Source organism: Clostridium estertheticum (assembly GCF_018861295.1).
Lineage (GTDB): Bacteria > Bacillota > Clostridia > Clostridiales > Clostridiaceae > Clostridium_AD > Clostridium_AD estertheticum_D.
Window position 1 is genome coordinate 18,581 of sequence record NZ_JAHLDM010000042.1, and the last position, 13,509, is coordinate 32,089.

Genomic DNA, 13,509 nt, shown 5'->3' on the forward strand with positions numbered 1-13,509 from the left:
TTAAACATTCTCCTTTCTAAATAACAAGGAAGAGATAGCAAGAAAGACTACTGCTATACCTATATTAATCAAAATTGCATATGAAACCTTACTATAATTATTATTATAAATCACATCAAATATCGATCTATTAACCCACCTCACAGGTGATAAATATGTTATAACTTGAAATGTCTTATTTCCAAAACTATCTACACTCATATAACTTCCTCCGAGGAATACCATTACGGGTATCATGAAATTTAACACTCCATTTGCCACATTTTCGTTTTTGAAAATAAACCCAATTCCTACACCTATGCTTATTGCCATTATTATCTGGGAAATAAAAATTAATAACACAGTAAATATATCATTTCCCCAATTTGAATGAAGAACAAACTTACTAAATAAAACAACAATAGCAATTTGAAGAATTGTACCTATAACTCCCCCTATTGTTTTTCCTATAAGAAACTCATATTTTTTAACTGGGCTTATTAAAATTCTGTCTCTAGTTTTTGAATTTTTTTCACTGGCAATTCCAAAAAGTCCAGTCATTCCTGCATACATAATTATCAGCGCTATTTCTGCTATTGTATAATAATCTAAAGAGGATGGCTGAACTGATTTATTAAGAGAGGTTATTGTAGAATAATTCGTTTTTTTATCACTTATCAAACTATTGATTATACTTGGATTTACTTTACTAATGTCCATAATCACATTAAATTCTTGTACGTATGTAGATAAAATACTTTCAACCACACCAGCCTTAAGGTTTTCCTGTCCACTCTTATAAAACTCTATTTTATTATTGCTTTTCATTTCTATAATTGCGTCATACTCTTTAGATACTAATTTCTTCTTAGAATCATCTATATCATTCATTCTTGTAAATTTTATTTTAAACTCTTTTCCTTTTTCAATAAAGCTACTTCTAAAATTATCAGATGTATCGCCTGCTCCTTCAATATTATATAAAACTTTAGGTGTACCAATATCAATAGAACTATTAAAACTTGAACTAAATGCTGCGCTAAGCACAGCTATTAATGCTATTGGAAACAATATCATCATTGCCATTGATTTTTTGTCTCTAAAACTGTGTTTTACTTCCTTTATAATTATAAAAATAATATTCATTTTATCACCTCTAATCCCTTAACTTTCTACCGGTCAATGTTAAAAATACAGTTTCAAGATCCGGCACTTTATTTTCGATATTTCTAATAGGAATAACATTATCTGTGAAATATAAAATTATCTTATCCAAATTATTAATTTCCTTTAAACTGTCAATCTTAATTTTGTTTTCATTAACTATAACATCTGTAACTCCTTTTATTTCCTTTAACTCTTCTTCCTTTATTACCTTGCCATCAATAACTGTAACCTCAACAGTACTTTTATCTGTAACAATAGATTTGAGTTCTTCTTTTGTGCCAGAAACAATAACCTTTCCGTGATCAATAATACTTATCATCGTAGAAATTGCTTCTATTTCTTCCATATAATGCGTTGTATAAATAATTGTACATCCAAGCTTATTTAATTTGACTACAGCTTCAAGTATATGATTCCTTGATTGTGGATCTATACCTACCGTTGGCTCATCCATTATTAAAAGCTTAGGTGTATGTGCAATTGCACATGCTATATTTAATCTTCTTTTCATTCCCCCAGAAAAACTCGCAGGGAAACTCTTAGCTTTATCTGTAAGACCTACAAATTCCAAAGCTTCTATTGCTTTTTTATTTAATTCTTTTCCTCTAATTCCATAAAGACTTGCAAAAAACTTTACATTCTCAAAGCAAGTTAGATCTTCATACAGTGCTATATCTTGAGGTACTACACCAATATTCATCTTTGCACTTGTCGAATTTTTTTTATTATCTATTCCAAGTATGTCAATAGAACCTTTGGTTGTTGTTATTAGTCCACAAATCATATTTATAATAGTACTCTTCCCTGCCCCATTAGGCCCAAGTAGACCGTATATTTCTCCTTTTTTTATGGAAAGATCAATATTATCAACTGCCGTAAAGTCTCCAAATTTTTTAGTCAATCCAACTATTTTTACAATATCCAAAATAATACCCCCTTAAAACTCTCTATATTTAATCATTTCTATGCTTTTATTATATAAAAAAAAGACTTCCACTATAAGTATAGAAAGTCACTTTCTTGATATGACAAAAGTCATATTCTAATTATTCCCACCTTTTAAATAATAAATAGCAATCTGCGTTCTATGCTCAAGGCTAGTTTTATTTAAAATTGATGTAATATAATTTTTTACAGTACCTTCTGAAATAAACAACCTTGCTGATATCTTTCTATTAGATAATCCATCAGCGATTGCCTGCATTATCTCCATCTCTCTAATAGTAAATAGATCCTTATCTAACTTACTACTATTATCACTATCTATTCCTTTTAATACCTTATCTATTATGCCTTCTTGCATAACCATATTTCCACTGTTTACTACCTTTATTGCAGCTTTAATTTTATCTGGAGAATTATTTTTAAGAATATACCCCTTCGCACCATAACGAATTGCTGCATTTATATATTCATCTTCATCAAAAGTCGTAAGAATAAGGCATTTAGTTTTCGTCTTTAAAGAAATTTCCTTTATGGCCTCTACACCATTGAGTATTGGCATTCTTATATCCAAAAGTGCAACATCTACTTGATTGTTTAAACAATACTCTACTGCCTCTAGTCCATTTTCCACGCATCCCATTACAATAAATTCTTCGTCTAACCCAATTATTATTTTGAGACCTTCCCTAATCAATGAATCATCATCAGCAATTAAAATCTTAATTGGCAATTTAACACCATCCTTCCACACGCTTTGTTCTTTATATAGGGAACAGCATAATTACTGAAAACCCACTATAACCATCAAAAATAACTTTCCCATTTAGATTCATAGTTCTTTCTTCTATCCCAGATAACCCAAGTCCTTTCTCTATTCTAAAACATCCTATTCCATCATCCTTTATTTCTACTTTTATTAAATTATTAAGAACTTCCACATTTACCTTAACATTGTTAGCTTGTGAATATTTAATTATATTTGTAAAAGCTTCTTGAATGTTGTCGCAAATAACCTTCCACTCAATGTATGTTATTTTATCTAGCTCATTACTATAATACAATTTCGCATTAATTTTCCCTTTATTTTTAAACTCATCTACAAGTAACTTAACCTTATTTATACCTAATTGTTCAACTTCAGGTTTAATATTCTTAAGCGTAAATCTTATGCTCTCCATACCCTCTCTAAGTACATTTATTATATTTTGAATAATAAGTTTACTTTTATTACTATCCTTGTCCACAAGAAGTTTAGCCGCCTCAAGTTGCATTAAACTGCCTGAAATGCTATGACCTAATTTATCATGTATTTCTTGAGCAATATTATTCCTTTCTTGCAATTGTGATGTATATATAATTTGTTTTTTATATTCTATTTGATCATTTAATTTTGCTCGCAACTTATAGTTTTTCTCTTTAAGAGAATCATTACATATAGTGAGTTTTTCTATTGTCCTTTCACTTTCTAAAATGAAATAGTATGCTACTAGGCTAATCAAAGATGATCCGAGATATTCGTATATCATAATCTTATCATTAATAATAAAAACAGACATTATTAAACCACTCAAAATATATACAAATTTTATTTTACCCATAAATATTTCATAAAAGTTTATTGGTAATAATATGAAAAATATAGGCGTAACAAGATAACTACAAAGTAAAAGTATAAAAACAGATGTACATAAAAAAATAAATTTATGTCCTCTACTTGAAGCTAAAGCCTTGCATACATTAATAATCACATAAATTAGTAAGGATATAACCACCATATAGTTACTACAAAGAGAATTAAAGCTCCCTTTTACAATTAAGCTACTCACATAAATTAATATTACTAATTTGTTTATCAATATCCAACTTTCCATAATCTCACCTCTACCTATTACATAATAACATAAAAAACTCCGAGTTATTCTCAGAGCTACTTTAGCTAGACCTATTTTCTATTAATTTCTTGTTAATAAAATCACGAATAAATATCCGATAACTCCACTAGTATATTTTCATTTTCACTTCTGACGTTACTATTATATAACTTACTTTCATTAGATATCTTTGCCGTTGGTAGCAATACTGTGAACTTACTTCCTTTTTCAAATTCGCTCTGCGCATTTATACTACCACCATGTAATCCTACAATAGATTTAACTAAACTTAAGCCAACACCAGACCCTTCAGTATTTCTTGAAAGCGATTTATCTACTTGCTTAAATCTATCAAATATCATTTCTAAATACTTTTCTTCAATAGCATTTTTCTCTAAAAATTGTGCTTTTTTATATAGCTAGTTGCTCCAAATAAAAGTTTTGGCTGGAACATAATCATATATAAATTCAGCATTTTTTAAAGCTAACCTTACACATCCATGGGATACAGGAACTCCAAGTGTATTATCTATAATGTAGTTTCCAAGTCTGTCATATAGCACACTATGAAATAAATAATTGCCCCTTATTTGAGTATAATATTAGAAAAAATAAAGGATTTGCAGATCCAGTAAAGTCATTAACCCTTTGCCTGTTCAAATCAACCCAAGTAAAATATTTAGTCTTGCTTGCAAACAGTGTTGTGGTTTCTTTTGCTATTGATGATGACGTTGTAACTGCTAATGCAGTTACAGTTACAGGAATATTTAAAAATAAAAATATTAAAGATACTGTGATAATTAAAACCAATTATTTATATTTGAAGCCATAAAACGGTTTATAAAAGCATTTTCAGTTACACTATTTTATGGTATATTATTTATATGAATAGATTCTCCTAAATATTATAGTTTTCTATTTTTCATTTATAAAGAACTCACAAATATAAAGTTAAAATCTAACAAAACAGGCTAAGGAGTTGGAATAATATTTGAAAAGTAATTCCAAAAAATTATTTACTTATTTTATAGCAGTACCAATAGTTTCAACAGTAATTTCTATAACCGCTTTCTTTTTAACAAAAACAGGAATTTCTACTTTAGAATTAAATTCACTACAAAGTAATAAGGTTAATTCTATAAGTAGTAAAGCATATGGTTCAAGCATAATACTAACTGAAGGAGATACTATAACCGCCGCGGCTAAAAAATCTTATATTTTTAATGAATTCGATGGAATGAAAGATAATAGAGGAAGAGATATTTATACGTGTGGTTGGAAAATGCTAAGGTATAAAGATATTGGAGACGATACTGTGAAGAGCTTGATACAAAGTAACGGTATTGATACTAGTCCATTATTAGTTCCTATAAAACTTAATGGATGGTTTAGAGTATATATAGGATATGACGAAGATACAGGTGCAATTAGGGTAAAACAAAACAGTGAAGATACTTATGATTTAGTAGGAACACATAATTATGGAGTTTATACACCTCAACATGGCAATCAAATTATAACTGAAAAATCATCTATAATCCATAATTTCACTAATGATAGTTTAACTATTGCTCCAGATTATTCTCAAACTGTTAGAATCGCTTACGTAAAATTTGTTGCCTTAACTGCCACTGAAATAGCTTTATATACTAAAAAAGATGAAGGGCTTGAAGGAAATAGAATAATGTATGATTTTGATGGATATTCAGGGTTCTATTCTGGAAAGTTTTACAATTCGGAAACTTTTGATAGTAAAATGGTACAACCATTAGCCGCTAAAAATATTGGAGAAATAAATTGGTGTTTAGGGACAACTGGAATGCTAAATTACAATAGCAAGTATGGTGGAAAGGCTCTTTCGAACTGGGGTAAGTATGAGAATCAACTTAGAAAAGGAGATAAAATAGCACGAACAAATATATTAAATATATTAAAAACAGGGAAATCTCCACTAGAAATTATTGCAGCTTCTGCAGAAAAACAAGGTGTAAAGGTTAATGCTTCTCTTAGAATGGATGTGTTTTATAATCCTGCAATATATGGATTCCTAAATGGATCTATGTACGATAAATATAAAGATTGTCTTCAAAAGGGTAGTTTTTTAATGAGTTATAATTCACCTAAATTCAGGGCTTATGTTGAAAATATTTTTTATGAAGCTGTCTCTATTAAAAACGTAGATGGAATAACTTTAGATTTTTGTAGATATCCAACAGTATTTGGTAGTGAAACTAACCCCAAAGACAAAATTAAAATTATTAATAGCTTCATAAGAGAATTAAGAAAAAAAATTCCAAAAGGAAAAACTATTACAGTAAGAATACCTTACAAAAACCCAGAATCATATGGATTTGACCCTAAAACATGGATTAAGGAAGGTTTAATAAATACGTTGGTACCATCTAACATTGATATCGATGATTTCTTTAATGTAAAATCTTATGTAACTATGGTTAAGGGGTCAAAGGTAAAACTATATATAGGTATTTCTGCTGATGTTACAGGCAAAGATATAAGCAAAGAACAAGATGATACTTTAGCCGGAAATTTCGTAGATAAAAAAACATATTTATCTCCACATCAATATCTAGAAAGAGCTTATGATATTTACAGTGCTGGTGCGGATGGATTATTTTTATTTAATACATCTGAAAGTTTATTAATGAATACTCAATCATTAAAAGAAACAGACTCCTTAGGTGATAAAATAAAAATACAAAAGTGGCATATGCTTTATTATAATAAACCAGTAATCACACATAAAATATATATAATGTGATTTTCTGATAATAAAGGGACCTGTAGAATAAACACTTAAAAAAATGTCTCCTCTACAGGTCCCTATTCTATTTTCTTAAGGTTAGTCATTTATTCTTACTCTCACATTCACAGATATAATCTAGTCTTTCCATTTTAAAATTTGATTGTGCCAATATTTCCGGCCAGATTTTAACTACTTGGTATAATTTCTTCTTCTTATCTTCTATTAATTTATTCCAAGAGACAAGTGTCGGATCAGTTTTTAGCGTATAATCTTTAACTGTTCCATACTTCCACCCACTCCTTTTTTTAAGATGGTATAGTCGTGTATATTCCATTTCAGCTAACACTTCTAATTCTTTAATTGTAAATTCATTAAATGTCGGTTTATCTTTAACTGAAACAACATCATAATTAATTTTAAGTAAAGCATTAGGAATGTCTTTAGCTTGATTACGGTTAAACTTTTTAAAATCTTCACTAAGATCCTGCCATGTCATTTTAATATTTCCATCCAACTTACTGCTATTTTCATATATAGCTATCGCAAGCCTTTCAATTTTCTCACTATAAAATGCATCATGCATTAAATGACGTAAAAATTGTTCTTCATCTACATGTAGTTTTAACTGTTCTTTAGATGGTAGATCAGATTGTTCCCATTTTGTAGCATTAGTTAACATACTCATTTCAAGTATAGCTTCCATAGATCTTGATTCATGCTTATACCTTGGTATTTTGAGAAGCGCCCTTAATACTCCATTATCAATTTGAGTCTCTTTTTTATCATTTATAAGATGAGGAACTTTTCTCTCTAACAGTGAACGTAGAAGCATTGCTCTTCTAATTATAAATAACTGATCCCTCTTATCATCAGTTTGATTTGGTCCAAGAATATTTACATATCCTCTTAACCTACTTATAAAATCAGGACCTTTTGCGCTTTTAAATTCAAGTAAAAACTGCTTTTGTTCTTTTTCATTTTCAATGTTTTCTCCACAAAATCCTTTAAATGTACTACTTGTTCCGCCAGCAAATACAAAAATAGCTTTCCCAATAGGGTGAATAGAATCCCCTTCTCTAAATATACCATCTTGCATTGGTGCCAAGAAATATTTTAGCCATCCAAGTTTTCCTTCAATAAAAGAATCAAATTCGTCAAAAAATACTAGCGGTATTTTATCTTGTAGTGCAATATCACGTACTTTATGAAAAGCGTTTACTAAATCAAGCGGTGTACTAAATTGGGACAAATTAAAATCAAGCTTAGTGATTATATTTGACGCAATGCTATTAGCTACTTCAAGTATTCCGAAAGATTTTCCAGACCCTGGAGTACCGAACACTGCAATGCATAGTGGTCTAACTGTATTTTTAGTTGAGATATACTCAAGCATAAGATTTTTAATACTCCTATAGCTTTCTATTTCAGCCTTATCCACTGTAGTTAACTTTCCAAACTGCGCTATTGGTATAAATTTAAGTGCATTCTTTACTCCATTTTTAACAATATCATAAGCTATTTCTTCTAGATTAGTAGAACTTTTATCCTTTAAAATATACCAACAAGCACGACAATTAGGGTTAGGTGAAGATGGCACTATTACATCCTGAACATTCTCCCTAAGTATAAAATCGTCTTCCTTTTCAATAAATATAGCAGGACTTGGAAATGGAGATTCTGAAACATCTCCACCAAAACCCTCTATAAAACATTTTTGAGCTGAAATAGTACCTTGTCGTATACCACTATTTATTGACTCTGTTAACTCTTCGTTCTCTTGAATCCCCGAAACTATAGCACTTGCAAGTCCTGCAACAAAAGAAGATGTAAGCCCATACATTTTGCCTTGAGATTCTTTAATAAAACCTCCTTCAAATTCATATGGAATGAAATACAATTTAACTTCTGGTACACCATCAGTTCTATAGTAGATTGCGCCCTCAAGACCAAGTGGTACTATAAGATGATGACAATTAGCAAGAAAAGCAAGGTTGGGATTGTTATTAATTTGCCACACAAAATCTTGTGCTGTTCTTTCCCAAGATAGACTTTTACTTATATTAACTCCCTTAGAACGTAAATCGTCAACATTTATAATTACTATAGTATTTTCATTATGTATTTTTTGAAGATGTTTCCAAAGCACACTAGAATCAATTGGATTATTCATTTTATATAAAATTATTGGCGCTGCTTCGGGCGTTTTTAACGCTATAGGCCAAAATTCTTCACTTGAGTTAAATCCATTATTTTCGTCATCTAATATAATTATGTCTACCTTTGGATCATCGTTAATAATCGGAAGCAACCTGGGTTTTCCAGATGCTGGTCCAGTAAATCCCATAAGACGCTTTATCCTGTACACTTTTCCATTATTATTTTTGTCATCAAATATAGGAAAACGTTCAAGTTCCGCAGTAGAGCTAAGAAACTCTCCTCTTTTTATTAGTTTTAGATCTGGCATCTGTGGTGAGATTACCGATGCTCCTGTTGATAGTGATACCAGCTTTGATAAAAGCAAAGCCTCTCCTGGTTTTAAAGCAGTATGCATATTTAAATGAGTTTGCCAATTAAGGCCTATATCACTCTGAGGATGTGTTATCCTCTGCACAAAATTTATACATATATCCCCTGTTACAACAATCTTTATATTTTTATTACTCATATTTAAACTCCTATTTTAATAACACTAGTATAAGCATTATCGCTATTATATTTACTTTTCATTCTACCAATCATAACATCATATTTCAATACTTTCATAAATTAATCTCGTATAAAAGATATCTATCACTTTTGGATAGATATCTTTTATAAATTCTATTATATTTTAAATTTCTTTATTTCATTATCTAATTTCTCAGATAATGTTTGAAGTTCACTAGAGTGTTTTGCAAACTCCTCCATTGTTGCTGTTATTTCTTCAGTCGAAGCGGATACTTGCTCTGACGCAGCTGCCGTTTGTTCTGATATAGATGAAATATTCTCAATTTCTAACACTGTAGATTGTTTTTTCTCATTTACATCAACAATAGATATCTTTATCTCTTCAACTTTAGTAATCATGATATCAATTGATTTTAATATCTCACTAAATATATTTTTAGTCTCACCTACCGCCAACTCCTGTTCATTTACTACTGTTTCAGTTGATTTAATTGCATCTACCGCTGTATTTGACTTTTTCTGAATATTAGCAATAATGCCTTTAATATCCTCTGTTGAATTTTTTGATTGTTCCGCAAGTTTTCTTATTTCTCCAGCAACTACGGCAAATCCCTTACCTGCTTCACCGGCCCGTGCAGATTCTATGCTTGCATTTAATGATAGAAGATTAGTTTGCTCTGTAATACTTACTAATGTTTCAGAAATAGCATTTATTTGCTTAGTGCTCTCATTCATATCCTGTATTATTTCATTAACTTCTTTAGTTGATGATTTAGTTTTATTTGATTTTTCAATTAAGGTGTCCATCATTGACAGTCCTTTTGCTCCTAAATCTTTAGTCCCAGTCGAAATTTTATCCATTTCATTTGAATTATTACTAATTTTATCTAATCTATTTGACAAATCGTCCATCGCTAAAGCACCATCTTGAGCATTTTGAGCTTGCTGAGTTGCGCCTATTGACACTTGCTCTATTGCACTTGAAACTTCACCTATAGAAACTGTTACCTCCTCCGACATACTTGCAAGAGTCGTTGAAGTTTCAGCTACCGTCTTTGATGAGTTTGTAACATTGTTCATAATTCCAGATATATTTTTCATCATAGAATTAAATGATATAGCTAAATCTTCAAATTCATCTTTTGTTGATGCTTTAATAGATACCGTTAAGTCTCCATTTGAAGCCTTTGCAAAAACATCTTTTAGATTATGAATATTATAAGCTATTCCCTTACTTAACACTAAAGACATACCTATAGAGATTAATCCCATTATTAATATAATTAATAAAGTTGTATGTATTATAGACTTTGTGTCATTCGATAGTTCACTTTGATCTAAAGTAGCCACTAACTTCCAACCTGTTAATTCATTTGTTTGATATACTCCAAATTTCTTTGAACCATTATCATCATAATTAACGAAACCACTATTTTGCGACTTTGCATTATTCCAAAACGGTAACTTCGAAGCCGTATATGTGTTAATAAGTTTCTTTACCGGGTGAGCTAAAACCTTACCTGACGTTTCTGATATAAACACATATCCTGTATTTCCTAATTTCTTTGTGGATATTTGCTCTGCAAGTGTGTTTAATGTTAAATCTATTTCTACAACGCCAACCACTTTCCCATCTTTTTCCACTGTTTTCGCTAGTGTAATAATATTCTTTTTTGTTCCATCATCTATATATTCAGGAGTTATTATAACTTGCCCTTTGTGCTCTAAAGCTTGTTTATACCAAGAGCTTTTAGTTGCATCATAACCAGGAGACATTTTAGCATTAGGATATGTATTAAACTTGCCAGTGGTAGTTCCGTAAGATATATCAAGTATATCTTTGTTACTCTCTGTTACACCTTTTAATAAATCGGGTATATAATTTATATTATTACCTGTATCAACATTAATAAAATTATAATTATTTGATGTCAATGAAAGCATATTTGAAAATCCATTTAAATAATTAGATAATCCATTATTTATTTCTGTAAGTGTTTGTGTGCTTGTTACCGTTAATTTATTATTAAGAATTGATTTTGACTGTCTATAAGAACCAATACCTAGTATAATTAATGGTATTATACAAATTGATACTAGACTAATAATTAATTTAGTACGAATACTGTTTAGTTTTACTTTTTTAGATTTAATTTTAATTACCCCCAAGCCATTCTTATTTTGATTCACTTACAATATTCTTCACAAATATAAATAAACCTCTATATTTGTATTAATTTATATAAAAAATACAAAATTATCTGTTTTGATTTTTTTTTATTGACTTTTTTAATCTTTAATGTTAAACTTCTTCTTAAATTAAGTATATTATTAATGCGAAGATGGAGAGTATAATTTTATCAACTTAAGTTACAGAGAGTCGATGTTTGCTGAGAGTCGATACTAAGTAAAAGTTACAAATCACTCCAGAGCTGCTTGCCAGAACAAAGTAAGGGAAGCCGGTTAGCCCCGATAAAAGGCTTAGGTTTTAACGAACCGAAAATAGAGGTATCTTTTTTAAGATACAATTAAGGTGGTACCGCGATTAACACTCGTCCTTGGATTTATATCCAAGGACGAGTTTTTTTATTATAAAATAATATAACTAAAAACATAGGAGGCTTATATATGCAAAAATCAGCATTAAAATCATTATCAAATCAGACATTGGATCATCATCTTTTAGAAATTCAAAAGGCGCAGGCAAATTTAAAAGGTGTGACTTTAAAAACGGGCCTTATATACAGTGATGTATTTAGTAATGAGTCTGGAAATTCGGTTTATATTAAGCCTGAAAATCTACAAATAACTGGCGCATTTAAACTTCGTGGAGCCTATAATAAGTTATGTAGCTTAACACCCTCAGAAAGAAAAAGAGGGGTAATTGCATCATCTGCTGGAAATCATGCACAAGGAGTTGCATATTCTGCGCAAAAGTTAGGTATTTTAGCTACCATAGTAATGCCTAAAACAACCCCTCTTATTAAAGTTGAAGCCACAAAAAGCTATGGCGCAACTGTAGTTTTATTTGGAGATTGTTATGATGAAGCTTATACAGAAGCAAAAAGATTAGAGAAAGAGCATAATTATGTTTTTGTACATCCATTTGATGATTTGGATGTAATGTATGGCCAAGGTACCATAGCCTCCGAAATAGTAGAAGAAATTGAAGACATTGATTGTATTCTTGTGCCTGTTGGTGGTGGTGGCTTAATTGCAGGAATTGCACTTGCAGCAAAGGCCTTGAACCCAAACATTAAAATAATAGGTGTAGAACCTGAAGGTGCAAAAGCAATGAAGGATTCTATTGACTGTAAAAAAGTCGTCCACCTTGAAACAGTTTGCACTATAGCTGATGGTGTGGCTGTAAAAAAACCTGGAGACCTATCTTTTGAAATCATCAGAAATTACGTAGATGAAATTGTAACTGTTTCAGACTTTGATATAATGGAATCCTTTCTTCTTCTTTTAGAAAAGCACAAACTTATTGCAGAAGCTTCTGGTGCCTTATCATTTGCAGGACTTAAGAAAATAAAAGAAAGAGGTAAAAAAGTAGCCTGCGTTTTAAGCGGTGGAAATATTGACGTTGTTACAATATCCTCAATGATAGATAAAGGTTTAGTTTCAAGGGGAAGACTCTTCTGCTTCAGTTTAGAAATGTCGGATATTCCCGGAGAATTAGTCAAGGTTTCAACTATTCTAGCAAGCGCAAATGCTAATGTAGTTAAACTAGACCATAATCAATTTAAAACTAATGACCGCTTTATGCAAGTCCAACTTGAAATTACTGTAGAAACAAATGGTCATGATCATGTTGCTGCCATTATAAATGCATTAGGTAAAGAAGGATATAAAGTTAATAAAATATACTAATTCATTGTTTATAAAAATAGAGATAGCAAGCGCTACCTCTATTTCTAATATTATCATATGCCCACCAGATGAGAATATAAATATTCTCTCAAAATCAAGCTTAATTTAAATTTGGACAAAATAAAAACACTAAATAAACTTAGTGTTTTTGTTAACCTGGCGACAACCTACTCTTCCACAAGGTCACCCCTGCAGTACCATCGGCGCATTGAAGCTTAACCTTCGTGTTCGGTATGGGAACGG

Annotated in this window: 10 protein-coding genes, 1 rRNA gene and 1 other annotated feature; of the genes, 2 read left to right on the forward strand and 9 right to left on the reverse strand. The window is 30.4% G+C overall.

From position 1 onward, the window contains the following. The 6 genes from KPL54_RS24430 to KPL54_RS26355 all read right to left on the reverse strand — a co-directional run bounded on the left by KPL54_RS24430 (position 1) and on the right by KPL54_RS26355 (position 4,552). A complete protein-coding gene (locus tag KPL54_RS24430; protein ID WP_216109107.1) occupies positions 1–1,125 on the reverse strand; it encodes an ABC transporter permease in 1,125 nt (374 codons plus the stop codon). A gap of 10 nt (positions 1,126–1,135) precedes the next feature. Beyond that, positions 1,136–2,071, reverse strand: a complete 936-nt coding sequence (locus KPL54_RS24435) for an ABC transporter ATP-binding protein (protein WP_216109108.1) — start codon at positions 2,069–2,071, stop codon at positions 1,136–1,138. A gap of 117 nt (positions 2,072–2,188) precedes the next feature. Continuing rightward, positions 2,189–2,821 carry a response regulator transcription factor gene (locus KPL54_RS24440; RefSeq protein ID WP_216109109.1) on the reverse strand — a complete coding sequence of 211 codons (633 nt, stop codon included), beginning with the start codon at positions 2,819–2,821 and terminating at the stop codon, positions 2,189–2,191. A gap of 31 nt (positions 2,822–2,852) precedes the next feature. Continuing rightward, positions 2,853–3,962 carry a sensor histidine kinase gene (locus KPL54_RS24445; protein ID WP_216109110.1) on the reverse strand — a complete coding sequence of 370 codons (1,110 nt, stop codon included), beginning with the start codon at positions 3,960–3,962 and terminating at the stop codon, positions 2,853–2,855. A gap of 101 nt (positions 3,963–4,063) precedes the next feature. Next, positions 4,064–4,324 (reverse strand): ATP-binding protein, encoded by a 261-nt coding sequence (locus KPL54_RS24450; RefSeq protein ID WP_216109111.1) that lies wholly within the window; start codon positions 4,322–4,324, stop codon positions 4,064–4,066. A gap of 57 nt (positions 4,325–4,381) precedes the next feature. Continuing rightward, a complete protein-coding gene (locus KPL54_RS26355) occupies positions 4,382–4,552 on the reverse strand; it encodes a L,D-transpeptidase (protein WP_216109115.1) in 171 nt (56 codons plus the stop codon). A gap of 401 nt (positions 4,553–4,953) precedes the next feature. On the opposite strand from KPL54_RS26355, the gene KPL54_RS24460 reads away from it, so the two are divergent. Continuing rightward, complete coding sequence (locus tag KPL54_RS24460) at positions 4,954–6,741, forward strand: hypothetical protein (protein WP_216109112.1); 1,788 nt, start codon at positions 4,954–4,956, stop codon at positions 6,739–6,741. 85 nt (positions 6,742–6,826) lie between these two features. On the opposite strand, the gene KPL54_RS24465 is transcribed toward KPL54_RS24460, so the two are convergent. Both KPL54_RS24465 and KPL54_RS24470 read right to left on the reverse strand, forming a co-directional pair. Further along, positions 6,827–9,391 carry a Ryanodine receptor Ryr gene (locus KPL54_RS24465; protein WP_216109113.1) on the reverse strand — a complete coding sequence of 855 codons (2,565 nt, stop codon included), beginning with the start codon at positions 9,389–9,391 and terminating at the stop codon, positions 6,827–6,829. Positions 9,392–9,549: 158 nt separating this feature from the next. After that, positions 9,550–11,547, reverse strand: a complete 1,998-nt coding sequence (locus tag KPL54_RS24470; protein WP_216109116.1) for a methyl-accepting chemotaxis protein — start codon at positions 11,545–11,547, stop codon at positions 9,550–9,552. Positions 11,548–11,723: 176 nt separating this feature from the next. Next, positions 11,724–11,956: a binding site (T-box leader), on the forward strand. Between the two features lie 65 nt (positions 11,957–12,021). Here KPL54_RS24470 and ilvA point away from each other — a divergent pair. Further along, a complete protein-coding gene (gene ilvA / locus KPL54_RS24475; protein ID WP_216109114.1) occupies positions 12,022–13,266 on the forward strand; it encodes a threonine ammonia-lyase in 1,245 nt (414 codons plus the stop codon). Positions 13,267–13,420: 154 nt separating this feature from the next. On the opposite strand, the gene rrf is transcribed toward ilvA, so the two are convergent. Next, positions 13,421–13,509, reverse strand: a 5S ribosomal RNA gene (gene rrf, locus KPL54_RS24480); the annotation flags it as partial.